Origin of the sequence: Muricoccus harenae, assembly GCF_009848505.1 — a bacterium.
GTDB lineage: Bacteria > Pseudomonadota > Alphaproteobacteria > Acetobacterales > Acetobacteraceae > Roseomonas > Roseomonas harenae.
Genome location: NZ_WWDL01000012.1, coordinates 40,759 through 65,118, shown reverse-complemented (window position 1 = coordinate 65,118; position 24,360 = coordinate 40,759). Strand labels below are relative to the sequence as shown.

The 24,360-nt window shown below is 65.8% G+C and carries 25 protein-coding genes and 1 tRNA gene; 17 read left to right on the top strand and 9 right to left on the bottom strand.

The features are described from left to right. Positions 1 to 55: 55 nt before the first annotated feature. The 5 genes from GSE44_RS10755 to thiL are packed head-to-tail and all read left to right on the top strand — an operon-like array spanning position 56 to position 3,760. Positions 56 to 673, top strand: a complete 618-nt coding sequence (locus GSE44_RS10755; RefSeq protein WP_159348797.1) for a riboflavin synthase — start codon at positions 56 to 58, stop codon at positions 671 to 673. After that, entirely contained in the window at positions 670 to 1,788 is a 1,119-nt protein-coding gene (gene ribB, locus GSE44_RS10750; protein WP_159348796.1) for a 3,4-dihydroxy-2-butanone-4-phosphate synthase, read from the top strand. The genes GSE44_RS10755 and ribB overlap by 4 nt, the downstream gene beginning before the upstream one ends. Further along, a complete protein-coding gene (ribH, locus tag GSE44_RS10745) occupies positions 1,785 to 2,270 on the top strand; it encodes a 6,7-dimethyl-8-ribityllumazine synthase (protein WP_159348795.1) in 486 nt (161 codons plus the stop codon). Before ribB ends, ribH begins: the two co-directional genes overlap by 4 nt. Further along, positions 2,267 to 2,776 carry a transcription antitermination factor NusB gene (gene nusB / locus GSE44_RS10740; RefSeq protein WP_159348794.1) on the top strand — a complete coding sequence of 170 codons (510 nt, stop codon included), beginning with the start codon at positions 2,267 to 2,269 and terminating at the stop codon, positions 2,774 to 2,776. Before ribH ends, nusB begins: the two co-directional genes overlap by 4 nt. Positions 2,777 to 2,791: 15 nt before the next feature. Beyond that, on the top strand, positions 2,792 to 3,760 hold the full coding sequence (gene thiL / locus GSE44_RS10735; protein WP_159348793.1) for a thiamine-phosphate kinase: 969 nt from the start codon (positions 2,792 to 2,794) through the stop codon (positions 3,758 to 3,760). 144 nt (positions 3,761 to 3,904) lie between these two features. Here the strand turns inward: thiL and GSE44_RS10730 are convergent, their stop codons facing one another. Together GSE44_RS10730 and GSE44_RS10725 are read right to left on the bottom strand one after the other, a co-directional pair. Beyond that, positions 3,905 to 5,122 (bottom strand): MFS transporter, encoded by a 1,218-nt coding sequence (locus tag GSE44_RS10730; protein ID WP_159348792.1) that lies wholly within the window; start codon positions 5,120 to 5,122, stop codon positions 3,905 to 3,907. 164 nt (positions 5,123 to 5,286) lie between these two features. Beyond that, positions 5,287 to 5,829, bottom strand: a complete 543-nt coding sequence (locus tag GSE44_RS10725) for an outer membrane protein assembly factor BamE (RefSeq protein ID WP_159348791.1) — start codon at positions 5,827 to 5,829, stop codon at positions 5,287 to 5,289. Between the two features lie 101 nt (positions 5,830 to 5,930). Here GSE44_RS10725 and GSE44_RS10720 point away from each other — a divergent pair, with 101 nt between their 5' ends. From GSE44_RS10720 to GSE44_RS10670, 11 genes are all read left to right on the top strand, one after another. Continuing rightward, positions 5,931 to 6,491: a ubiquinol-cytochrome C chaperone family protein gene (locus tag GSE44_RS10720; protein WP_159348790.1), complete on the top strand. Its 561-nt coding sequence runs from the start codon at positions 5,931 to 5,933 to the stop codon at positions 6,489 to 6,491. Continuing rightward, a complete protein-coding gene (locus GSE44_RS10715) occupies positions 6,488 to 6,982 on the top strand; it encodes a YceD family protein (protein WP_159348789.1) in 495 nt (164 codons plus the stop codon). Before GSE44_RS10720 ends, GSE44_RS10715 begins: the two co-directional genes overlap by 4 nt. A 209-nt stretch (positions 6,983 to 7,191) precedes the next feature. After that, a complete protein-coding gene (gene rpmF, locus GSE44_RS10710) occupies positions 7,192 to 7,395 on the top strand; it encodes a 50S ribosomal protein L32 (protein WP_159348788.1) in 204 nt (67 codons plus the stop codon). Between the two features lie 44 nt (positions 7,396 to 7,439). Then, entirely contained in the window at positions 7,440 to 8,498 is a 1,059-nt protein-coding gene (gene plsX / locus GSE44_RS10705) for a phosphate acyltransferase PlsX (protein ID WP_159348787.1), read from the top strand. Continuing rightward, complete coding sequence (locus GSE44_RS10700) at positions 8,498 to 9,451, top strand: beta-ketoacyl-ACP synthase III (RefSeq protein ID WP_159348786.1); 954 nt, start codon at positions 8,498 to 8,500, stop codon at positions 9,449 to 9,451. The genes plsX and GSE44_RS10700 overlap by 1 nt, the downstream gene beginning before the upstream one ends. 164 nt (positions 9,452 to 9,615) lie before the next feature. After that, the gene (locus GSE44_RS10695) at positions 9,616 to 9,924 is read left to right on the top strand and encodes an integration host factor subunit alpha (RefSeq protein WP_159348785.1); all 309 of its coding nucleotides are present in this window, start codon (positions 9,616 to 9,618) and stop codon (positions 9,922 to 9,924) included. Positions 9,925 to 9,935: 11 nt separating this feature from the next. After that, on the top strand, positions 9,936 to 10,400 hold the full coding sequence (locus GSE44_RS10690) for a MerR family transcriptional regulator (protein ID WP_328799070.1): 465 nt from the start codon (positions 9,936 to 9,938) through the stop codon (positions 10,398 to 10,400). Positions 10,401 to 10,465: 65 nt separating this feature from the next. After that, a tRNA-Pro gene (locus tag GSE44_RS10685) sits at positions 10,466 to 10,542 on the top strand. A gap of 356 nt (positions 10,543 to 10,898) precedes the next feature. Beyond that, a complete protein-coding gene (locus tag GSE44_RS10680; protein WP_159348784.1) occupies positions 10,899 to 12,173 on the top strand; it encodes a hypothetical protein in 1,275 nt (424 codons plus the stop codon). 36 nt (positions 12,174 to 12,209) lie between these two features. Beyond that, a complete protein-coding gene (locus GSE44_RS10675; protein ID WP_159348783.1) occupies positions 12,210 to 14,348 on the top strand; it encodes a GumC family protein in 2,139 nt (712 codons plus the stop codon). 193 nt (positions 14,349 to 14,541) lie between these two features. Then, positions 14,542 to 15,987: a right-handed parallel beta-helix repeat-containing protein gene (locus GSE44_RS10670; RefSeq protein WP_159348782.1), complete on the top strand. Its 1,446-nt coding sequence runs from the start codon at positions 14,542 to 14,544 to the stop codon at positions 15,985 to 15,987. Between the two features lie 144 nt (positions 15,988 to 16,131). Here the strand turns inward: GSE44_RS10670 and GSE44_RS10665 are convergent, their stop codons facing one another. The 7 genes from GSE44_RS10665 to GSE44_RS10635 all read right to left on the bottom strand — a co-directional run bounded on the left by GSE44_RS10665 (position 16,132) and on the right by GSE44_RS10635 (position 23,199). Then, on the bottom strand, positions 16,132 to 16,986 hold the full coding sequence (locus GSE44_RS10665; RefSeq protein WP_159348781.1) for a lytic transglycosylase domain-containing protein: 855 nt from the start codon (positions 16,984 to 16,986) through the stop codon (positions 16,132 to 16,134). 110 nt (positions 16,987 to 17,096) lie between these two features. Further along, positions 17,097 to 17,708, bottom strand: a complete 612-nt coding sequence (locus GSE44_RS10660) for a polysaccharide biosynthesis/export family protein (protein ID WP_159348780.1) — start codon at positions 17,706 to 17,708, stop codon at positions 17,097 to 17,099. Positions 17,709 to 17,840: 132 nt separating this feature from the next. Then, complete coding sequence (locus GSE44_RS10655; protein ID WP_159348779.1) at positions 17,841 to 19,103, bottom strand: outer membrane beta-barrel protein; 1,263 nt, start codon at positions 19,101 to 19,103, stop codon at positions 17,841 to 17,843. 230 nt (positions 19,104 to 19,333) lie between these two features. Then, positions 19,334 to 19,933 carry a phosphatase PAP2 family protein gene (locus GSE44_RS10650; RefSeq protein ID WP_159348778.1) on the bottom strand — a complete coding sequence of 200 codons (600 nt, stop codon included), beginning with the start codon at positions 19,931 to 19,933 and terminating at the stop codon, positions 19,334 to 19,336. 66 nt (positions 19,934 to 19,999) lie between these two features. Next, on the bottom strand, positions 20,000 to 20,806 hold the full coding sequence (locus GSE44_RS10645; protein ID WP_159348777.1) for a glycosyltransferase family 2 protein: 807 nt from the start codon (positions 20,804 to 20,806) through the stop codon (positions 20,000 to 20,002). Between the two features lie 156 nt (positions 20,807 to 20,962). Next, positions 20,963 to 22,249 carry a glycosyltransferase family 4 protein gene (locus tag GSE44_RS10640; RefSeq protein WP_235924706.1) on the bottom strand — a complete coding sequence of 429 codons (1,287 nt, stop codon included), beginning with the start codon at positions 22,247 to 22,249 and terminating at the stop codon, positions 20,963 to 20,965. Beyond that, on the bottom strand, positions 22,246 to 23,199 hold the full coding sequence (locus GSE44_RS10635) for an NAD-dependent epimerase/dehydratase family protein (RefSeq protein ID WP_159348776.1): 954 nt from the start codon (positions 23,197 to 23,199) through the stop codon (positions 22,246 to 22,248). Before GSE44_RS10635 ends, GSE44_RS10640 begins: the two co-directional genes overlap by 4 nt. A 323-nt stretch (positions 23,200 to 23,522) precedes the next feature. Here GSE44_RS10635 and GSE44_RS10630 point away from each other — a divergent pair, with 323 nt between their 5' ends. Continuing rightward, positions 23,523 to 24,326, top strand: coding sequence for a WecB/TagA/CpsF family glycosyltransferase (locus tag GSE44_RS10630; protein ID WP_159348775.1), 804 nt, complete (start codon positions 23,523 to 23,525; stop codon positions 24,324 to 24,326). Positions 24,327 to 24,360 lie beyond the last annotated feature (34 nt).

The following is a 24,360-nucleotide window of genomic DNA, read 5'->3' as shown; positions in this document are numbered from 1 at the left end:
GCGCCACGCGGGCCATCCCCTGCTCCGCCCGCCACCACCAGACGGAACCCGCCCCGTGTTCACCGGTATCGTTACCGCTCTTGGCACGATCCGCCGCCTCGACCCGATGGGCGGCGGACAGGACATGCGTGTGGCCATCGCCACCCCGCCGGGCTGGCTGGAGAACGTGGCGATCGGCGCCTCCATCTGCTGCGCGGGCTGTTGCCTGACCGTGGTGTCGCTGGAGCAGGACCAGTTCGAGGTGGAGATCTCGGCCGAGAGCCTGTCCCGCACCACGCTCGGCGGCTGGCGGGAGGGGACGCGGATCAATCTCGAGCGCTCCCTCCGCATGGGCGACGAGATGGGCGGCCATGTGGTGTCCGGCCATGTTGACGGGGTGGCGGAGGTCCTTTCGATTACCCCTGAAAACGGCTCGCATCGCTGGAGCTTCCGGCTTCCGCACGGCCTTGCTCGCTTCGTGGCGGAGAAGGGCAGCATCACCATCGATGGCGTTTCCCTCACCGTGAATGCGGTGGATGGGGAGACCTTCGGCGTGAACCTCATTCCCCATACCACCGAGGTGACGGCGCTGGGCGCGCTGGCCCCCGGGGCACGGGTTAATATCGAGATCGACATGCTGGCCCGCTACGTCGCCCGCCTTCGCCAATTCGAGATGGGGGAGTTCCCCGCGTGAGCACCCAGACCCGCACCACCAGCTTCGCCGACTTCCTGAGCCCGACCGAGGAGCTTCTGGAGGAGGCGCGGCGCGGCCGGATGTTCATCCTGGTGGATGACGAGGACCGGGAGAATGAGGGCGACCTGGTGATCCCCGCCCAGTTCGCGACGCCGGACGCCATCAACTTCATGGCCCGCCACGCGCGCGGCCTGATCTGCCTGGCGATGACGCGCCACCGGGTGGAACAGCTGGGCCTGCCGCTGATGGCGCAGTCCAACGGCACCCGGCACCAGACCAATTTCACCGTCTCGATCGAGGCGCGGGACGGGGTGACCACCGGCATCTCCGCCGCCGACCGCGCCCGCACCGTGGCGGTCGCCATCAATTCCGAGCTGGGGCGCGAGCACATCGTCACCCCCGGCCATGTCTTCCCGCTGGTGGCGCGGGAGGGCGGCACGCTGGTCCGCGCCGGCCACACCGAGGCGGCGGTGGATTTCGCACGCCTTGCCGGGCTGAACCCCTCGGGCGTGATCTGCGAGATCATGAATGACGACGGCAGCATGGCGCGCATGCCGGACCTCGTTTCCTTCGCCCAGCATCACGGGCTGAAGCTCGGCACCATCGCCGACCTGATCGCCCATCGCCGCCGCACCGAGCGCCTGGTGCGCCGGGTGGAGGAAGGGACGCTGGATGACGCCCCGGCCGGCCCCTGGCGGGTGGTCATCTATGCCAACACGCTGGAATACGGGGAGCATGTGGCCCTGGTGAAGGGAGACCTGTCGCGCCCGGGCCCGGTGCCGGTGCGCATGCATGCGGTGAACCTGCTCTCCGACATCACCGGGCGGCACGGCCCGAAGGACCTGCACCAGGCAATGGAGGAGATCGCCCGCGAGGGCCGTGGCGTGGTGGTGCTGATCCGCGACGTAAAGGCCACTGCTCTGTCCGAGCGGGTGCGCGCCGGCCGCGAGAAGTCGGCGCCCGAACTGCGCGACTACGGCATCGGCGCCCAGATCCTGGCCGATCTCGGGGTCCGCGAGATGATCCTGCTCTCGAACCACCCGCGCCATGTGGTGGGCCTCGAGGGCTACGGACTGACCATCACCGACATCCGCCCGATCGGAGACGCCCCTTGAGCACTGCCGACGCCCCGCTCCGCGCCCCCCCGGAACTCGCCGGCCCACCGCCGCGCGTGCTCGTGATCCAGGCGCCCTATTACGCCGATGTGGTGGGCGGCATGGTGGACGGGGCGCTCGCCGTTCTAGCCGGGCTGGGCGCCGAGGCGGAGGTGGTGGATGTCGCCGGCGCCTTCGAACTGCCCGCTGCACTGCGGATGGCGATCCACACGGGGAAGTATGAGGGCTATCTGGTCTTCGGCTGCGTTGTGAAGGGTGAAACTGATCACTACGACCACATCTGCCGTGAGGCCTGCCGGGGCGTGATGGACATCTCTGTGGAAACCGCTGCGCCCATCGGCTTTGGGCTTCTCACCGTCCATAGCATTCAGCAGGCGATCGCTCGCTCCTCGCCCGACCGGCACAACAAGGGCGTGGAAGCGGCCAACGCCATGATTGGCCAGATCGCCCTGGCCCGACGATTCGCGGAGACGACCGCATGAGCCAAGCACCGAAGCGGAACCCCCGCCCCAATGCAGGCCGCCCCCGCACCGGCGCCCGCGTGGCTGCCGTGCAGGCCTTGTTCCAATCCGAAGCTGGCGGCGAGAGCGCCGAGACGGTGATTGACCAGTTCGTGCGCCACCGGATCGGCACGCTGAACAGCGATGCCGGCTTCGAGGATGGCCGGGTGCCGCAGGCCGACGTTCCCCTGTTCAGCAAGATCGTCCGCGGCGCCGCCAAGGATTCCGAGGCGATCGACGCCGCCATCTCCGGTCATCTCTCGGCCAACTGGTCGATGGAGCGGCTGGACCCGGTGCTGCGCGCCCTCCTGCGCGCCGCCGCCGCCGAGCTTTGGGGCGGCACCGACACGCCTGCGCGCGTGGTGATCAACGAATACATGGACATCGCCCACGGCTTCTTCGACGGGGAGGAGCCGCGCTTCGCCAATGGCGTGCTCGATGCGCTCGCCCGGCAGATGCGCGGGGACGAGTTTCAGCAGCGCCCCTGATCCCGTCGCGCGCCGGTGAGCCTGCCTCCTGAATTCGCCCTGATCGCCCGGCATTTTCGTGGGTTGGCGGGGGAGGGAGCCTTGGAGTTGTCGGACGATGCCGCCCTCCTGGTGCCCCCGGAGGGGAGGGAGCTGGTGCTGGCCGCTGATGCGATGGTGGAGGGCGTCCATTACCTGCCCGGGGACCCGCCGGAGACGATCGGCCGCAAGCTGCTTCGGGTGAATCTCTCGGACCTCGCCGCCATGGGGGCGGAGCCGCTCGCCTATCTGATGACCACGGCCCTGCCGCGCGCGACCGGGCCCGAATGGCTGGAGGGCTTCGCCGCCGGGCTGGCGGCCGACCAGCGCGAGTTCGGTCTGCATGTGCTGGGCGGCGACACCGTCTCCACCCCGGGGCCCACCTGCCTTTCCCTCACCATCATCGGCACCGTGCCGCCCGGCTCGGCGCTCCGGCGAAAGGGCGCGCGGCCCGGCGACGATCTCTGGGTCTCGGGGACGATTGGCGACGGCGCGCTGGGCTTGGCCGTGCTGCAGGGGCGTGTCGCCGCCGATTCCGGGGGCCATCTCGCACGGCGCTACCGCCTGCCGGAGCCGCGTCTCGCGCTTGGGCGGGGCCTGCGCGGGGTGGCTCGGGCTGCGATGGATGTGTCGGACGGGCTGGCGCAGGATCTGGGGCATCTCTGCCGGGCGGCGGGGCTTGGGGCGGTACTGGAGCTGGCGGCGCTGCCGCTTTCCTCCGCCGCGACGGCCCTGGTTGTGGCGGACCCGTCCTGGCTGCCGCGCCTCGCTACCGGCGGCGACGATTACGAGCTGCTTTTCGCCGCCGGTCGCGGGGATGCACCGCGGGTGGAGGCCGCCGCCCGCGCCGCCGGCACGGCCGTCACACGCATCGGGTGCTTCACGGAAGGGCTCGCCGAGGTCACCGTGCTGGCAAAGGACGGGACGGCCATGACCCTCCCGCGCGGCGGATGGAGCCACTTTTGAATTAGCCACTTCCGCGGATTTGCGGTCCGACACCGATGCGGATAACCGCGATCGGGGGGCGTCCCGCCCCATGGCCGACCAGCTTCACGATGTCGGCCCGCTTCCCAGGGGCCTTGGTGGCCCCCGGGAAGGCCGGGCGGTTGTTCAGCCGTGCGACATGGCTCGGGGCCGGAACGAACCGGTGACCCAAAGCGTCACCGCCGCGATCAGCAAGGGCGGCAACGCCACCCAGCACACCATCTCCCACCCGTAGTGGTTCAGCAGCCCGCCCGAGGCGAAGGAGCCAACCACCATGAGCCCGAACACGAGGAAGTCGTTCAGGCTCTGAACCTTGTTCCGTTCCTCCGGGCGGTGGCACTCGACGACCATGGTTGATGCGCCGATGAAGCCGAAGTTCCAGCCGAGGCCGAGGAGGATCAGGGCCAGCCAGAAGTGCCCCACGCTCATCCCGGCCAGCCCGGCCGCGGCCGAGAGGGCGGTGAGGATCAGGCCGGCGATGACCACCCGCGGCGCCCCGAAATGGCTGATGATCCGACCCGTTACGAATGACGGGGCGTACATGGCGATCACATGCCACTGGAGCCCGAGATTCGCATTGTTCTGCGAGAGCCCGCAGAGGCGCATCGCCAGCGGGGCAGAGGTCATGATGAGATTCATGATCAGATAGCTGATCACGCCCGCGACGACCGCGGCGACGAAGCGCGGCTGCCGGGCGATTTCCGCGAGCGGGCGGCCGGTGCCGGCGTCGCCCCGCTTCGGGGCTGGCAGCCGGACGCCCAGCAGGACGCCTGCACAGATGACGGCCACCGCCGCCTGGGCGAGGTAGGTGGCAACGAAGAGATACGGGGGCCAGAGGTCCATGGTGTAGGTGACGAGCTGCGGTCCGAGCACTCCCGCGAACACTCCGCCCGCCATGACAGCCGAGATCGCTTGGGGCCGCCGTTCGGCCGGCACCCCTTCGGCCGCCGCGAAGCGGAAGCTCAGGACAACGGCTGCATAGGCGCCGCCAAAGAAGGTAGCGGCGCAGAAAAGCCAGAATGAGCTAATGAGCACCGCAAGCGCGGCGATCAGGCCGACGAGGACGCCGCAGGCCGTTCCCATCAGGAAGCTCGCCCGGCGGCCGTAGCGCTGTGCCACGGCTCCGGCCGGCAGGGTGCAAGCGGCCATGCCGATGACGAAAATGGTTATTGGCAAAGTTGCGAGGGCCCTGTCGGGAGCCAGCGTGTTCCCGACGACGGCGCCAGTCGCATAGACGATGGTGGCGTTTGCGCCGGCCAGCGCCTGCGCGATGGCGAGCCGGACGACGTTCCCGCGCTCTTGTGCCAGAGCGTCGGAGGAGGATTTGAGGGCTATCTCGGACATGCCGCCTTATAGGCATGTCTCTGGCTTTATCTAAGCCATCGAACGAAGCAGGTGGAACCGGCGTGGGATCATCCCGACGATGAGCCCGGCCTGGAATGCGGAGCCGGGCGGCGGGGATCCGCTCTGGATGAGGCTTGGCCGGCTGCCGGAGCAGCCGTAGCCGATCAGGGGGACGGGGCGGACGGGCCGGGGCTATCCGGCTGGGTCGTGGTCGGGCCGAAGCGGCCGATATTGCCAAAGAGCGCCTGCAGCACGGAGCGCTCATTGCCCGGAACCGGCGTGGTCCGCTCGACCACGGGCACGTTCCGCATGTCGGATTCGCCGAGCTCCCGAACGCCCCGGACGATGCCGCGGTCGTCGAAGCTCACCACCACCACGCGTTGGTTCTCCATCCCCGGCACCCGGCCGGGGCGGATGTGGCTGGTCGCGCTGATGTAATACCACTCGCTCTGGTCAAAGGTGGAGGTGGCGCTGGGCGAGCCGAGCAGGGCGGAGACATCGGCCCGGCTCGAGACGTTGGGGGTGATCTCCTTCAGGAGATCGGGATCGGCGCGGTTCCCGCGCACCTCCTCCGGGGCGCCGAACAGGGCGCAGCCGCCGAGTGGCGCGGCGAGCGCCAAGGCGAGGAGGGCGGCGCGCACGGCTTGGTGCCCCGGCAGGGCACGGCGCGTGGCGGGCGGATTGACGGAAGCGATCGGGCGGGCCATCTCGCGGGTTCGATTGCCACCACCCCGCCGCCCGGTCAACCGATCCTCGCATCGCCGCCGGGTTTCCAACGGAACGCGCAACGGGAAGTCCCACGAACGCCATGGCCCTTTTTGGCCTTTTCCGCAGCCGCAAGCATGAGCGAGCCGGCTTCGCCCTCTACACCGCCGCGGTTTCGACCGCCCGCAATCCGGGACTGTTCGGGCCGGATGCCGTGCCGGACACGCTGGAAGGGCGCTTTGACCTGATTGCCCTTCATGCTGCCCTGCTGGTCCGTCGCCTGCATCGCGATCCGGACCCGCGCGGCCGCGCCATGGCCCAGGCGGTGTTCGATGCGATGTTCGCGGACATGGACCTGAACCTGCGGGAGATGGGCGTGGGCGACATGTCCATCGGCAAGCGCGTCCGCCGCATGTGGGAGGCCTTTCATGGCCGGGCGCTGGCCTATGAGGCCGCGCTGGAGGCTGGTGACCGCCCGGCGCTGGAGGCGGCGCTGGCTCGCAATGTCTGGACTGGCGACCCGCCGGAGGGCGCCGTGCTCCGCCTGGCGGATCATGCGGTGGCGCTGGATGCAGCCCTGGCCGCGCAGCCCTTTGAGGGCTTCGTGGCCGGCCGCGTGGAATTTGGGGCTGCATCCGAGGCTCCTGCGGAGACCCGGGCATGAGCCACGAGCTGAGCCGCCTGCTGCGTCCCGGCGCCGTGGGGCCCCGGGGCCGCTCGGAGCATATCGAGGCCACGCCGGAGGAGCGTTCCGCCCTGACCACTCGGCTCGGTCTGCTCGGGCTGGACGCGCTTTCGGCGGATCTGGACCTCTCGCTGGCGCCGGGTGGGGTGATCCGGGCAAAGGGCATGCTGCGCGCGAAGGTGGTGCAGGCCTGCGTCGTGACGCTGGAGCCGGTGCCGCAATCGGTGGAGGCCGCCATCGACTGGCGGATCCTCCCGCCCGGGGAGGAGCCGGCCGAGGAGATCGACGACGGGCCTGACGAGATCGAATCCGAGCCGGATGGTTCAGCCGACCTGGGAGAGGCGCTTGCGCAGGACCTCGCCCTGGCGCTCGACCCCTATCCGCGCGCGCCGGATGCCGAGCTGCCGCCAGAAGCCACCTCCGCCGCCGCCTCGCCCTTCGATGCCCTGCGCGGCCTCAAGCGTCATTGAGAGGCCGTCCCGGACCCGAGCCTCCTCCTCTAAGCGGCGGGGCCTCCGTTCCTTGCCGGGATCCTTGAGAAATCACGGCATAACGCCGCTGAAACGGGCGCCCGGCCACTGTATCCCTTGCCCCGCCGGATGGTGGGTGGTAAGGCGCGCGCCTCCCGAGAATCCCGTCCGTTCGCGTGACGCGTTGCATATAGAAAGGCCCGGCACCGATGGCCGTTCCGAAAAGAAAAGTTTCGCCCTCCCGCCGCGGCATGCGCCGCAGCCATCAGGCGTTGCCCCGTGAGGCGCATGCGGATTGCCCGAATTGTGGCGAGCTGCGCCGCCCGCACAACATCTGCGTCTCTTGCGGCTTCTATGATGGCCGTGAGGTCGTGGCGGCCGGCAAGCCGCTCAAGGGCGCCGTTCGCGCCTGATCTCGTCCGGTCCGTTCCGTCCGAATAGCTGAGGAGCGCCGGAATTGGCCGCATCCGGGGCCGCCGGACCGGCGGAGCGGTACGCGCTCGCGGTCGACGCCATGGGGGGCGATCATGCCCCCGATGCCGTGCTGGACGGGCTTGAGCGGGCGGCGGATCGCCATCGCGGCGCCCGCTTCCTGCTGGTTGGGGACGAGGAGCGGCTGAAGGCCGGCCTCGCGACCCGCCCGCGCGCTGCATCCATCTGCACGATCCGCCATGCGCCGGACTCGATTCCCGGCGACATGAAGCCGACGGCCGCGCTGCGCGTCCGCCGCGCTTCCATGCGCCTTGCTATCGACGCGGTGGCGGCGGGGGAGGCGGATGGCGTCGTCTCCGCCGGAAATACAGGCGCGCTGATGGCGTTGGCCAAGATCGTTCTGCGGACCATGCCCGAGATCGACCGGCCGGCGCTTGCCGCCATCGGTCCCTCGGCGCGCGGTGACGTGGTGCTGCTCGATCTTGGCGCGAACATCACCTACGAAGCGCGAAACCTCGTGGAATTCGCGGTGATGGGCGATGCCTTCGCCCGCGCTGTGCTAGGCCTGACCGCGCCGACCATCGGCCTGCTCAATGTCGGCTCCGAGGAGTTGAAGGGCGACGAGCGGATTCGCCAGGCGGCGGAGATCCTGCGCGAGAGCCATATCGGCCCTGGCTTCCGAGGGTTCGTCGAAGGGCATGACATCACCGCCGGCACGGTGGACGTGGTGGTGACCGACGGCTTCACCGGCAATGTCGCGCTGAAGACCGGGGAGGGGGCGCTGAAGCTCGTGGGGAGCCTGCTGCGGCAGGTCTTCAACTCCTCCGTGCCTGCGCGCCTGGGTTACCTGCTTGCCCGCCCGGCATTGGACCGGCTGCGCGAATGGATGGACCCCCGCCGCTACAACGGCGCGGTGCTGATCGGATTGAACGGGGTGGTGGTGAAGAGCCATGGCGGCACCGACGCGCTCGGCTTCGCCCATGCCGTGGATGTGGCGATGGACATGGTGACTCACGGCTTCAACGACCGCATCCGCACGGGCGTCGCCCTGCTGGGCCAGAAGCAGCAGGCGGTGGCCGGCTGATGATCCGTGCGGTGATTGCTGGCACGGGCGGTTATCTGCCCGCGCGTAGCCTGACGAATGACGAGCTGGCGGCCGAGTTCAACCTCGATACCTCCGATGCCTGGATCAGCGAGCGCACCGGCATCCGCCGCCGCCACATGGCCGCGCCGGGTGAGTCGACCGCCGACATGGCCACGGCTGCCTGCCGCGCGGCGCTGGCCCAGGCCGGTGCCGAGGCGTCCGAGGTGGATGCCATCATCCTCGCCACTGCGACGCCGGATTCGGCCTTCCCCTCCACGGCCACGCGCGTGCAGGAGAAGCTCGGGGTCACCCGGGGCTTTTCCTTCGACATCTCGGCGGCCTGCACGGGCTTCATCTACGCCGTGGGCGTGGCCGATTCGATGATCCGGGCCGGTAACTGCCGCAATGTATTGGTGGTGGGGGCCGAGGCCTTCACCCGCATCCTGGATTGGACCGACCGCGGGACCTGCGTGCTGTTCGGCGACGGCGCCGGCGCGGTGCTGCTGCGCGCCGAGGATGCGGGCTGTGCCCCCAATCCGCGCGGCATCCTCTCCACCCACCTGCATTCCGATGGCCGCCATGGCGACATCCTGCAGGTGGAGGGCGGGTTGGTGCGGATGGCCGGGCGCGAGGTGTTCCGCCACGCGGTTTCGAAGCTAGCTTCGGCCGTGGACGAGGCGCTGGCGGCGAACGGCCTCGCCAAGTCCGACGTGCAGTGGCTGGTGCCGCACCAAGCCAACCTGCGGATCATCGACGCCATGGGCCGCAAGCTCGGCCTGCCACCCGAGCGGGTGGTGGTGACGGTGGACCGGCACGCCAACACCTCCGCGGCTTCCATCCCGCTGGCACTCGCAGAGGCGGTGCGGGACGGGCGCATCAAGGCCGGGGACATGGTTCTCATGGAGGCCATCGGCGGCGGCTTGACCTGGGGAGCTGCGCTCGCGCGGTTCTGACGCGGTCGGGCCTGGCGCCCGACTGAACCCTGTCCCGGTGGACGCGACTCACTTTGGTATTTCGGCAACACTGCGTGCTGGAGTCCACACTTGGCCGCCGAGTCGATTGACGGCGCGGCGCGCGGACGGTCCAATCCCCCCATGGCGAGAGGGGGCATGGCCGCATGAACACCATCACCCGCGCGCAGCTGGCGGAGGCGATCTATATGCAGGTCGGCCTCTCGCGAAATGAGAGCGCGGCCCTGCTCGAGGATGTTCTGAACCGCATTTCCAGCACGCTCGAGGCAGGTGAGGCGGTGAAGCTATCGGCCTTCGGCACCTTCTCCGTCCGGCAGAAGGCCCAGCGGATCGGTCGTAACCCCAAGACGGGCGTGGAGGTTCCGATCACCCCCCGCCGCGTCCTTTCCTTCCGCGCCAGCCAGGTGCTGAAGGCCCGCATCAACGGCGAGACGCCGCCGCGGGGCGAGGACTGAGCAGGAGCGCGATGAGCGGCATGAGCGTGCTTGGCGAGATCACCCCGGCCTCCCTTGAGGAGATGAGCGAGGGCGCCCCGGACGCCCCGGCGCGCACGCGCAAATCTCCCAATGCCTTCCGCACCATCAGCGAGGTGGCGGAGGACTTGCACATCCCGCAGCACGTGCTGCGCTTCTGGGAGACGAAGTTCCCCCAGCTGAAGCCGCTGAAGCGCGGCGGTGGCCGCCGCTACTACCGGCCCGAGGACATCAACCTGCTGCGCCGGATCGGCGACCTCCTCTACACCCAGGGATATACGATCAAGGGCGTGCAGCGCCTGCTGCGCGAGGGTGGGCTGGAAGGGGTGGAGGCCGCCGGAGAGGGCGATGAGCCGCCGCTGCCAGAACTGCCGCCGGAGGGAACGGAACTTCGCGCCTGCCTCGACGAGCTCGAATCCATTGCCGCCAGCCTCAAGGCCCTTGCCACTTCTCGCTGACCGGCACCGAATGCGGCCCTAACGGGGTTGAGGGGCGGGCAGGCGGATGCTAGACCCCGCCGCACCGGAGCGTAGCGCAGTCTGGTAGCGCACCAGTCTGGGGGACTGGGGGTCGTGGGTTCGAATCCCGCCGCTCCGACCAAAACCCCCTCGCCTCACAAATACACACGCGATGATCCGAGCTGCGGCTACGGGCCGGGGGCGTCGGCGGCATCTGTCTTGCCGAACCGACGACGCTTCGATTTGGCCCAAAACGAGAGCCCGCCGCAGCACACAGGGCCTGGGTGATCGACAGCGGCGACGCCGTGAGCGAGCTCTGCACAATATCAACGTGATCACCACTGACCCATCGTGGCTACCCCTTTGGGGTTAAGCCCGGGGCGATATTACTCCCAATTTCCAGGCGCGCGACCAGATGCCGCATTGAGGACTCACATACAAGCTGGTCTGATTACCTTCATTCCAATGCCGGTGATCTGGTCATCCTGAAAGGCGTCCATGGTTTCGCCCGCGAATTTTCAGGAAAGCGCAAGATTTCGCCTTTTGAAGGTGCTTATGATCGTCGTGGCTTGCGACGGGGCATGCACGCTTCTGCTGCCGCAGCTTTCCTTTCTGAAGTACGGGATCTTCCTGGCCATTTTGCTGGTCGCCGCGGGTACGTTCTCGGTCAATTTATCAATCACGACCTTTCCCCTATACCCGCTGGGTTTTCTGATCCTGGCGATCATATCGATATTCGCTTTGGTGGCGGGCCGCGCAGATGGCGAGATGATCAGCTACTCTTCCGCATTATTCCCGATGCTGCTGGTTGGTCTTGTGGTCTTCATTCCCGAAGACCAAAGCCGCATGGACATCGATGCGACTACCAAGTTTTTTGAGGTTTTCTCGGTCGCATTCCTGATCTTGCACGTGATGTCCCAGGTTGTTTTTCTGTTCTGGAAATTCGTGCCCGAAGACTGGTTCAGCATGACCATCCACGAAAACACGTTCTTCGCAATTTTCGCGCTGTGTTTGTCGGCGCTTCAAGGGCGCTGGCGCCTCTTCTGCTTCCTGGGCAGCCTGACCGTCATCAGCCTGCTGATCCGCCCGTCATCGACTTTCATCGCGGGCCTCGCGATCGGGCTGTCCATGGCCTTCGGCTTCCTGCTGCAACGGCGGGTGCTGACAATGGCCGTCGGCAACGCACTCCTGAGCGTGCTGATGCTCTTTCCCATCATCTTCATTGCGATGCCTGATTTCACCAATCTTATCTACGGCATTGAGCCGATGGTGAAGGAGGGCCTGCTCGGGTCAACCAGCAACAATTCCTTCCGGATGGCTGTGCTGGAACTCGCCCGCGAAGCAATCTTGGAGTCGCACTGGGCAACCGGACAAGGCTTTACCGGAACCACAAATGTTAATGTAGGATCCGTTATCGATGGGTGGGAAACTGGCGCGGAAGTTGGAGTGGACTTGGCAGCGGCCAGCCAAGCCCCGGTGCATTCCGACTTCATGATCATGCTTTGGCAAGGCGGTATCCTCGGATACAGCCTCTTCGCGCTCAGCCTGCTCGGTGCGGTCAGACAGATCGGCCGTTCCCTGGTTGTGGCGGAAGAAGCCCAGCACGGTGCGGCGACCACTCTGCTCCGCTCGCTCTACATCCTTATCGTGGTGTTCTGCACCTTCATCAGCTTCAATCCAATACTTCAGAAATACAGCTTTTCCTACCTGTTCTGGTTTCCTCTGTTGGTCGTCACCCTTGCCTGCAGAGAAGTCCGGTTATGGAAAAGATGAGTTTCGGCACCGCCCCCTTGATCAGGATGCATGATAATGGATAGCTCGGTCACTCTTCCGGCAAGTCCTGGTGTGGTGCAGCTGCATCGGCCACATGCGGAGAACACATACTACCTGCGTGACATAATCGGCGTTCTGCGGGAGCGCTGGCTTGTGTTCATGCTGGTCTTCGCGCTCGTCGCGGCACCCTCGATATGGCTGGTGGCTTCGCTACCCCCCACCTATGTCGCAACGACCCGGGTGCTTATCGAGCCGAACGAACGGTTACGGCTCAACGTTGAAAGCGCGGTTGCCGGCATAACCCTCGATAGCGAATCGGTCCGCAGCGAGGTGGAGGTCTTGAAGTCGCCGAACCTGGCGCAGCGTGTCCTCGACCGCTTGCCCGAGCGCGTCGTCGAAGACCTCAATCCCAAGAAGACGGGGATCTTTCTGGCGCTGTCCTACCTCAGGGGGCAGCAAGAGCATTCCGGCAGTGAGGAGCCTGCGGAGGCGCCGCTCGTCACGCGCTTCCTGCAACGTATCACGGTCACGCCGGTGGAGCGCTCGCGCGTCATCACGGTGTCCTACCGCGCCTATGACGCCGAGATCGCCGCGGAAGTCGCCAATGCGGTCGCCCACGAATACATCGAGATGGCGCTGGAGCTGAAACGCGAGGGAACGCGCGAGACGGCGGACTGGCTCGCGACGCGCATGGCCGAGTTGAAGAGCTCACTCGACGCGACGGAACGGTCCATCGAGGCTCACAGGACACGCTACGACCTGACACAGGGCGATGGTACGGGGCTGATCGGGGAACGGCTCAGCCAGGCGAACCTGGCCCTGTCGCAGGCGCGCAGTCGCCTCGCGGATATCACCGCCCGACTGAACCGGATCGGCAGCGATGCCTCGCTGGAGAGAACAAGCGAGGTGCTGAACTCCCAGGTCATCCAGCAGCTGCGGATTCAGGAAGCGGCACTGGCCAAGGAGGTTGCGGAGCTGGCGACGACGAACGGGGCTGCATCGCCTACCCTCGTCGCCCGGCGGAGTGCGCTTGCGCGTGTCCGGCAGTCGATCAGCGAGGAAACCGCCCGTATCCGCGGCGGCATGCAAAGCGATGCGGAAGCCGCGCGGGCGCTGCAGAGCAGCCTTCAGCAGGAGATCGAAGCCCTGACGCGCAGGCTCGGCGAACTGCGCACGGCAACGATCGGACTCCGCGCACTTGAGCGCGATGCCGGCGCTACCCGCGCCATCTATGAAAACGTCTTGCTGCGGATCAAGGACGTCGTCGCTCAGGAGAGCTTCCTGCGGCGGGATGCCCGCGTCATCGGTCTTGCCGTTCCACCAACCAACCCCGCGAGCCTCAGCCCAATCATTCTGATGGCCGGCTGCGTCGCCACAGGTCTCCTGGCCGCATCCTTTGCTCTGCGGGTTATCGTACATTTCGAGCCCGGGTTCAGGCGGATCCAGGATATCGAGCGCGCCACGCGCATCAGCGTGCTGTCGGCCATCCCCAAGATCAAGCTCCGCAACGAGAAGCAGAATTTCGGCGGGCATGTGTCCGACGAGCAGCGATCCCGCTTCGCTGAATCCATCGACATGCTGCTTGGCCGCATCATGATCGGGAAGTCGGGAAGTCGTGGGACCGTCGTGACCATCGGCTCGTGCTTGCCGGGCGAGGGAAAGACCTATGTGAGCTTGTCGCTGGCGCATCTGGCAACCCATATCGGCTACAGGTGCCTCGTGATCGACGGCGATGTCCGTGCGCCCAGGCTGACTCGCTCGCTTGGCCTGCAGGCCAGCCCCGGGCTGGCTGATGTCCTCGACCAGACGCGGGAGCTGGATGATGTCATCGCCAAGATCGGCGACTCCGGTCTTTGCTTCCTGGGAGTCGGGCGATCAACGCAAGGCATTCAGCGGCTGCTCGGCAGCAGCCTGTTGCGCTCGACGATCGACAGGCTGACCCATGATTTCGATCTGATCATCATCGACACCTCGCCCCTCACGGTTGCCGCCGAGCCTGAGATCTTCGCGCAGGTCGCCGACCAGACCTTGCTCGTGGTCCAGTGGAACCGGACTCCGCGAGCCCTGGTGCAGGATTGCGTTGCGCGGCTGTCGAAGGCGACTGCCTCGATCTCCGGCATTGTGCTGTCGCAAGTGAGATCGCGGAATGGCCTGGAAGCCTACGAAGATAGCTAGAGCATGATCCGGTCACCTCAGACGCTTCGGTCTAGCGCTTCCGAAGGATCCTTTGCGTGAGGGATCTGCTCTAGCGCCGGACGGGACGGTGTGGCGCCTTCGGCGATGAAGGCGCCGGGCCCACCGGACAAAAAGCCAGGGCGGCGGACCTCCGCAGCAAGTTGCCCTGCCGCATCAAGGCGAGGAAACCGTCGTGGACATTCCCTTGGATCCGTCGCAGAACGTTCCCGCGATCATTCGCGCGAGCCCTGCCGGGAGCGTCTTTCGCTTCAAGCCGGGCGTTTACCGTCTGGGCAGCATTATTCCGCGCGACGGGCAGACCCTCGTCGGTGAAACTGGTGCCGTTCTCAGCGGCAGCGTCGTCCTTGGCCGATGGAGGCGGAGCGGCGTCGCTTGGCGGGCAAGGCTGCCGGCACGTGCCCTGGCACCCACGGGACCAATGGGGCCAGGTGCGGAACTTGGTGCATTCCGGGAGGACCTCTTCGTCGACAACCTCCTCTACCGGCGCGTCGCGTCCCCCGGTGAGATCAAGCCCGGCACGTGGTTCTACGATGCGCAGTCGCATGAAGCGGTTCTGGGGATCGATCCATCGGGACGGACGATCGAGATTGGCCGCGAGGGGATGGCCATAGGAGGCGATGCCGAGAACGTCTCCATCCAGAATCTTACCATCGAGAAATACGCAACGGCACCGCAGATCGGTGCAGTTCATGGCCATGCCGGCAGGAACTGGACCCTGACCAATCTAGTCGTCCGCTGGAACCACGGGGCAGGGCTCAACCTAGGCCAGGGCTTCGTGGTGAGGGGCGGGCGTGTCTACGAGAATGGGCAGCTCGGGATCGGTGGGGGATCGGCGCATGGCGCGACAATCAACGGCGTCGAAATTTCTGGGAACAACTATGCCGGTTACGACGTGTATTGGGAGGCAGGTGGCGTCAAGATCGCAGCCTCCCGCGACGTGACCATGGCGGGCAACTACGTGCACCACAACAACGGCGTCGGCCTCTGGGGCGACATCGACATGATCGGTACCCGGTATGAAGGGAACCTTGTCGTGGAGAATGCGCAAAGTGGCATCATGCACGAGATCTCCTACCATGCGGTGATCGAAGGCAATGTGGTGCTTCGGAATGGCCAAGGCGGTCGCGATCATCTCACGCCATCGCAGATCCTGGTTCAGAATTCCCAGAACGTGCGGGTGCGATGCAATTATGTGGAGGTTGGCATCCGCGTCGGGAATGGGATCACCATGGTCTATGACGACCGGGGAAGGGGTGTGTTGGGCCCCTGGGATACCAGGAACAACATCATTTCTCACAACACCATTGTTCACCTGGACTCTGGCGGCATCAACGGCTTCACGACCGCCTTCAACAAGGCGGTTGCATTGCAGTGGCCCAATCGATGGGAGAACAACGAGTACGTTGTGCCGACCATATCCGGAATGCATTGGGAACTCGGCGAAGGGGCGCGAAGCTGGAAGGATGTGGTGGGCCATTCGGAGAATGGCAGCAGAATGCTTGTGCAGCGGCGCGGCATCACACGTGATCCTAGGAGCGTGGATCCCCGGGTCTGGTCCGAACTACCTGAAAGAGTTGCTCCGGTGACTGCTGGTGGGCAACGGCGCGGCCCCTGCTAGAGCACCATAACCGATCTGCCTGGCAGCGGGTGCGCTTCTCTCTACGCGCGCCGCGCCGATCCTGAATTAGGCCGCCACGGCCCGATCCGATGTTTTGAGATTCGTCTTCCTGATGCCTTGGGCAACCAGCACCAGCGCGCCAGTTCACCTCGTTGCCTGAACCATTGGCGTCGCCGCATCGGGGATGTCGCCGGCAACTTCCATCAACCGATGCGGCGGCACCCGGGTTCTCTGCCCAATCCTTCGCGCCTCCGATCCTGAACGCCTCGGTCCGGTTCGCGGCCGTGCAACTGCCTCCGTAGGCCGCCTCCACATTTCAGGGGAGAGTCCATTTGAGGCCGAGCCCGCCGGCGGCCGTCCTGACGCGCCGGCAGGCTGCATGGCAGACCAAGCCGCCGCCATACGATCAACAGGACTCTGGAAGGCGGCGGGCCGCGCCGGGGCGCCGGCAGTGCTTGATGCCAGCTGGCGGTTAGCCGCCAGCGTCCGGGCCCAGGCCTCCACCAGGCGCTCGCGCCGGGTATCGACGGCGGCGGCCCGCCGACCCTCCGGCAAGGCCGCAGCCACGCGGGCACCATAGGGTTCGCCGCGGCCAGGCGTAGCGGAGTGATAGCGACCCACGGCTGTCATCCAGTTTCCCGCGGCATCATGCAGGCGCTTCAGGAAGCGGGCGGCGTAAAGGGCGTTGCGTGATGGATCGAACGCATCGCCCGTGGAGGCGAAGGCGGCCGGATGGTGATGCAGGTTGACCTGCATGCAGCCGACATCGATGAGTCGCACCCCCCCTGCGCGCAGCGCATCCACTGCAGCAACGGCTTCTTCCCGCGTCTCGAAGTAGCGGCCCGTGCCTTCAACGTTGATTGTCCAGGGCCAGGGCGAGACGGTGCCGGAGGCTGGGTGCCGTCGTCCAGACTCGACGAGGCCGATGGCCAGCAGCAGTCCGGGCGGCAGGCGCTCGGCTGTCTCCGCGGCGGCAATGGCCGAGCGGCAAAGATCCACCGGGGCCGGCCTTGAGGCCGGCTGGGTCGAAGCAAGGCCGGGGAAGGGCATTGCGAACAGCATTCCCAGGCCGGCCGCCGGCCATTTGCTGCAGGCGCCGGAGCGGGCCATCAGAACCGGCGCTCGAAGACGTTCACGACATCGCCGGGGCGGAGTAGAGCGTTCCGCCCCGCACGGTATTCCTGCGCCCGTCCGTCCTGCCCGATTCGCGTGAGGGCGACATAGTCGGTCACGGCGCGATAGTTGAAGCCACCTGCCACAGCGACGGCGGAGAGCACCGTCATGCCGGGTTGGTAAGGCGTCTGCCCGCCACGCTCGACCATGCCGAGCACGAAGATGGGCCGGTAGGTCACCACCTCAACCGCTACCTGCGGCTCCGTGAAAAGACCGCGCTTCAACATACTGGCTTCGATTGAGCGCTCCGTCTCCTGGGTGGTGCGCCCGAGCGCGGGTTCCGAGCCCACCAGCGGCAGGGCAAGCGTGCCCGTGTCGTTCACCCGGAATTCTCCGGTCAGGCGCGGGTCGTTGAAGACCGTGATGCGCACCTGGTCGCCGGGCCCGAGCCGATACGGGCCCACCGACTCCTCGGCCAGGACGGGAAGGTCAGAACCCGGAGCAGCGCAGCCGGCGAGCATCAGGAGGAGCGGAACGGCCCGGAATACGCCCCGATGCAGCCTCGGGCGGCGCTTGGCGAGGCCGGAATGGGACGGCGAAGCGGACATGAAACCTCCAGTCTGGCGTTCTCGCCATTCGTTGGTGGAATCGTTGAATGAGCACCGGTACCCGCGGACACTGCGGCGCCTCCGTGCTCATGGCCCGCATCAGGTCCTGCGGGCGGTTGGCGGGAAGTGGCCTCACAACGCAAATCTCAGCCGCAGCTGGAAGAGGTTCTGGCCAAATTCACGGGCGCCCCCGGGCGCCTGGAGGCGTTCGAAATGCTGATAGCTGGCGATCAGCGACAAGTTGCGGTTCAGCAGGAATCTGGCGCCGACAACCCCGACAAGATCCGTGACCTTCTCGTCCGGCTGCTGATACTCCCGACGTTCGCCGCGCACTTCCCCGCTGAGGATGATGTTGCGGCGCAGTTCATAATCCGCACCCAGCCGGACTTGCGTCCGAACGAAGCTGACACTCTCGGCGCGAATGGATTCCTCAATGGTGCGGCTGGCGGTCAGGGTGAGGGTGGTCAGCAGCGAGGGCAGGTATACAATCTGCCCTTCGAAGGCCGGGCCGGATAGGCTCCGAAGCTCCGCGCCCTCATAGTCCCGGTGCCGGTAGCCGGCGGCAAAGCGCACTGCCCACAACCCAGTCAAATCGTAGCGTACACCGCCCAGTACCTCCCAGGTGAAGGAATTCACCCCTGAGCGGTCCTCTCGCCGGTAATTGATATCAGAAAGTCGCGTGGTGAAGGTGACCGCGCGCCCGGGAAAGAAGTTGTAGGCCACGCCTGCTTCGCCAAGGAAGCGCTCATAGTCCCTGCCGGATACACGGCCGAAACCGCTGCCGCCCAGGCCTTCCCGCTCTTCCTCTTCGTAGCGGATGCGGTAGTATTCGAGGGCGCTTGTCAGTGAAATGCGATTGATCGCCGCCGTGCCGTTCACCCTTACTCGGTCCGTATCGAAGGGGACAGGACGCGTCAGTCCAACTTGCTCCGCGTCGAAGTCCGTCACTTCCAGATGGCCGCGAATGTGGTCGTATTCGAGGCCGAGAGATGAGGCCCGGCCGATGTCATAGCGTCCGTTGAGCCCCACCGCGTAGTCCAGCCAATTGAGGTCGCTGTCCCGTACGTGCTGCCGGGTCGCCTGCGAAGCCGTGACGCCGATGGCGTGGCGGGTCCAATCGCTGTTCAACCCAAGCCGAACGGTTTCATCGAAGAAGGCGCCGGAGCGGTTGCGTCCCACATCGGGCACGAGATTGTCGCTGAAGCCTGCCCCCCCTTCAACCGAGCCATCCAGGCGGAAACCACCGAGCCGGACGCCCAACGGATCGAACTCCGGCCGCGGCCGGGTGGCGACCGTTACGCCACGTGCGACACTCTCCGGCCCCATCGTCTGAGCTGAGGCTTCAGTAGCGGCCACGAAGAGCACCACCGCGGCAACGTAAGTAATGCGCAACAAACGCATCTCCTTCAGAGAACAAAGCCGTGGCCAGGGGCCAACAGACTTCCCATTGAGGGAGAGCAATGGCCCGCAGCAGAAACGATCGCCACCAAAACCGCAGCGAAGCCCTAGGATACCAAGGCTTGGCAGCGGTTGCAGCGACTCCGTTTCGGAATTGCGCCCAGATCTAACGTCCATTGTGGAGACGACACAACAATTTGGAGGTGGTAGGCTGCGGCATGCCCCGGTCAAGCTGGCCTCAGCTCGGCTAAGATAGCCCGAAGCGCCTCCTCCGCGCCGAGCCGGTTGCCGTGAAAGGCCAGCACCCCGAAGAGCGCGACAGCAGCGACGAGAACGAGCCCAGTTGCCGGCGCTTCCGACCGGCGGAGCCCTGCCAGCCAAGCCAGCGCCAGTGCTCCAATGAGCCCTACCGCTCCTCCAACCAGCACATCTGCCACGGAATGCACCCCGAGCGTCACCCGGCTGATGCCGAAGAGGAGGCCGAAGCCCGCCCCCGCCAGCAGAGCCAACGACCGCCGCGAGGCGAGCCTTTCGCCCAGCAGCACCAGCAGCCCGCCATAGACCACGCTGCCAGCGGCCGTATGGCCGCTCGGGTTGCTGAGGCAAAGCAAACAGGCTGGCACTTCGTCCGCACCAAGGGTGAGGAAGGCCAGGACCTTCAGCACCAGCATCATGCCGAAGGTTCCGGTGACGGTCAGCAGCCAAACCACAGCCTGGCCTTTTCGCCCTACTACCGCGAGCGATAGGGCGACCAGTGCCACCAGCGGGAGGAGAAGCCCCAGGTCGGCGAAATCCGTCACAAAATACATGGTCCCCAGGCCGCTCAAGGGGCAGGGCTGCCACAGCCGTAATCCCACTGCCCATAGCCCGAGCCGGGCATATCCGGACCCATCCTAGAAATAGCCCTTTTCCTGGCGCCATAGCGGAACCCGCTGCGACATCTTCCACATCAGCCACTCAGGATTGGCAAAGTTGAACCACGCCTTCAGGGCGTACCGCCAGAACTGCCGCTCGCCGTTTGAGCGCGGGCCGAAGCCTTCCAGCACGCGCCGGCACTCTTCGGAGGCCCGCACGGAGTTCACCGCACTGTTATTCAACCCCGTGCGCCGAAAGCAGGCCACCGGCCGCGCAAGCCGGGCATAGGGGGCAATGGCGAGCGCACGCGCGAACATCTCATAGTCTCCGGAGTCACGGTAGGCGATGTCAAAGCCGCCCAACTCTGTGAAAAACTCCCGCGAGAAGTAGGTCCCCATGTGCATGATCGGATTCCAGCCGAGGCACACATGCATCCGCGCGTTCATCCAGCTCGGCGGTGCGGCAAGTTTGCCAAGGTCGCCGCCGCGCTCATCAATCCAGCGGATACCGCCGACTACCCAGCGCCGCCCACTCTGCCGGTATGCATCCACAACGTGTTCCATGGCGCCATCGAGCATCACGTCATCCGCTCCGAGGAAGCCGAGAAGCTCCCCAGACGAATCGAAGGATCCCTTGTTGATTGCATCAAAGATGCCGCTGTCCTTGCCCTTCAGCACGCGCAGTCCTTGGGACTCCGCGTATTCGATCGTGCCATCCGTGCTGCCGGCATCCTTGATCACGTGTTCCATCTGAATGCCGCGTGTCTCATTCCGCCGAACCGAGGCGATGCACTCCGGCAAGTAGTCGATCCCGTTCAAGGTCGGCGTCACGACTGTCACAATCATTGTTCGATCTCCCGCGAGCTAGATTTCCGGCTCAATGCCAAAAGCCTACACATCATCAACATGCGTGCCGGATCCCGTGGCGTCAGGTGATCACCAGGCGGGCGTAATGCTGGCGCCGCCAGCGCTGACCATCCGGCGGAAGCGCCCCAATATGGGCTAATGTGCACTGCGATTCGCCATCAGCGGCAGACTCTCAACGGGCGCCCGTTCGTGCCCATACAGTGCCTTGGCGTAGCCGAGCAGAGCCTGGTCCGCCGCCCGCCTCCAGGTGAAGCGTTCAAGCACTCGCTGCCGCGCCCGCTCACCGAAGGAACTGAGCTGCGCACGATCATCTGCCAAGGTCGTCACCGCCGCTGCCAGTGCCTCGCTGTCGCCGGGCGGCACCAATGTGCCGCAGCCGCCCCCAATCTGGAACGGAATCCCGCCGACGCTGGATGCGACAACAGCGAGGCCATGCGCCATGGCTTCCAGCACGACAAGCGGGAGCGTATCCGCCAAGGTTGGGAAGACGAACAGATCCGACCGCCGGAACACGGCCCCAACATCCGCGTCGCTCAGCCGCCCAGTCACGACGATCCGCTGGCCTAGGCGACACGCATCGATCGCGCCCTGGTAGTCGATGCCACTTCGTTGCTCGCCCCCGACGATCAACAGGAATGGTCGATCGAGGTTCCTGAACGCCTTGAGAAGCTGCGGCAGGCCCTTGTTTGGCGTATGGTTCGCCAGGAACATGCAAGTGATCTCGCCGGCAACCGGTTCTGCGGGAATGCCAAGGCGCGCAAGAGCAACCCGGTCCTGGTGTTCGTCGCCCGCCTCCGGCATCGTGATGCCGTTCGAGACCAGAGTAACCGGCCCTGAGAATCCCATCGCCGCGACAATTGCCGTGTCGGCCGGTGACAGGGCAAAGATGCCGGCCGCCTGCCGCACCGCCCGCGCTACCGGCTCGACCACAAGGCGCTGCCAGATCAGACGTTTGGTGGCACCAAAACCGTAGATCTCGCCACCATTGGCGATCTCATTGAAGCCGTGGGTCGAAATCACATAAGGAATGCGCCGCGCTAGGCAGGCCCTGGCGGTGCGCTCAAATTCCAACGCCGGCATCGGATTGTGCAGATGCACAAGATCGTACTGTCCGCGACTGACAAGCCCGGGCAGGTCGGAACGGTAGAACAAGGTGCTGTAACGGGATGGCAGGCGCGACCAGGGTACACCGGACGGAAGCCAGGATCGCACTGGGAGGCGCGGCATCGGCGAATCCGCCCCGCTGCCAGTGCCGGTCATCATACTGGCGAAAGTGATGTCGCAATGCGGGCTGAGCGCTGCACTCAGCTGCTCTGCAGCCCTCGCGCCGCCGCTTACACTGAGATGTGGCGGCACGACAACGGTCGCAAGGACCCGCAGCGGATGTGTCGCGGCCCAGCCGGGCATTACGTCGGCGCTCACCGGTATCTTGCCACCAGAACCTCATCGAGGTCCGGTGCCGACCAAAGCTCAGCGAGCGTATCGTCGATGGTATAGGACGGCGACCAGCCGAAGAGCCTTGCCATCTGCTGCGTATCGGCCGCCAGGAACGGCCGGTCGACGCGCCTGACACGTCCGCGGGACTGGCGGATGCCGAAATCCTGCCCTGAGATCCGCCGAAGCTTCTCGATCACCTCGATCACCGAATATGCGGAGGAGGTCCCGAGATTCACGACACAGGTTTCGCCCGCTGTGAGCTGCCCGCCCAAGGCAACCGCTCGGAAGCCGGCTGCCGCATCGCGGACACTGATGTAGTCCCGCTTCGATTCGAGATTGCCCAGTTCGATCGTGCTGCGCCCAGCCTTCAGCTGTGCGACGATCTCGGGCAGAAGGTGGGGATTCGTCTCACCGGGGCCGATGACGTTGAACAGGCGTACGATGATCGCCTGCAAGCCGCGCCCGGCGGCGATCTGGCGAACGTAGTGCTCGCCGTGAAGTTTGGTCAGGCCATAGATGTCGCTGGGTGAGAGTTCCGAATGGAGCTCCGAATGCGGATGGTCCTCTGGGCGGTAGACGGCACCGGAACTCGCGAAGACGAAGCGCGCGCCCTCCGGGCAGGCCGTCAGCAGGTTCAAGGTGCCGTCGACATTGGTGGAGACCGCAAGGGCGGGTTTGGCCTCGCATTCCGGGATGTAATGGATCGCCGCAAGATGAATCACCACGTCTGGCGCATAGGACGTCATGACGCGCTCGACCGCAGCCGCATCTCGGATGTCGATCGCCTCAAGGCGGATGGTGCGGCGGATATCCTCGGCGAAGCGCCAGCCGCCATAGCGGAGCCGGTCTACGGCGCAGAGCTGGTGTTCTCCATGAAGCAGATCGACAAGATGCCGCCCGACATAGCCGTTACCACCTGTGATGAGGATGCGCATCGGGGTGTCCTGTTATCACGTGCATGGCGGGAGTGTTGGGTCACGCGCGATATCGAAAGGATGGCAACCCACCGCGCTGTTTCCCTCATCGTGAGCCAGGAGCCAGACGCCGGAAACTGCACTGCAGCGTCCGACGATCCGGAACGGCGATGCCTAATCATGCAGTCAGTAAGCCGCCGTTCCGAAGCGCGAATTGGGAGTAGTCCCTTCGGATTATCCCGACGCCCGGGCGGCTGAACCCTCATCCTCCTGCGCTGCGGGAGAAGGCATGCCGCCACCGCCCGATCGGTTATAACGCAGCATCCACGGTGGGAGCGACGCATATGGAGAGCCTTCAGCCTACGGCGCGGGTGAACATCCTGGGCGTTCGGGTTAGCGCGCTGACGATGCAACTGGCGCTGTCGACCATCGAGCGATGGATCCTGACGCGCGATCGCCAGTATGTGTGCGTCACCGGCGTTCACGGGGTCATGGAAAGCCAGCGCGATCCGGAGCTGCTGCGCATTCACAATGCGGCCGGCATGGTGACACCGGACGGTGTGCCACTGGTTTGGATGTCGCATTTGCTAGGCCAGCGCAGCGTTGAGCGGGTATACGGCCCGGATCTGATGCGCGCTATGTGCGCGGTTTCGGCCGAAAGGGGCTACCGTATTTTCCTTTACGGCAGCCGGCCCGGCACGTTGTCCAAGCTCAGCGATTCTCTCGCCCGTGCCTACGAGGGGCTGCAACTGACCGGAAGCCTCGCGCCGCCCTTCCGCCCCCTAACGGAAGAAGAGGACGAAGAGGAGATTCGTCAGATCAACGATGCCAACCCCGATATCGTCTGGGTGGGCCTCAGCACCCCGAAGCAGGAGCGCTGGATGGCCCGGCATGTTCACCGGCTGAACGCCCCCGTTCTGATCGGCGTCGGTGCTGCATTCGACTTCATCGCAGGCGAGATTCCGCAGGCGCCGCGCTGGATGCAGAGAAACGGCTTGGAATGGCTCTTCCGAATGGCGTCGGAGCCGCGCCGCCTCTCCGCCCGGTACCTGAGAAATAACCCGGCCTTCGTGCTGCGCGCGGCGGGGCAACTCGCCATGCCATCTCGATACCTGCAGGGGAATGATGAAGGCACCTTGGCTCGATAGGAGATACTCCCTTTGCTCACGATGCGCCCAACCG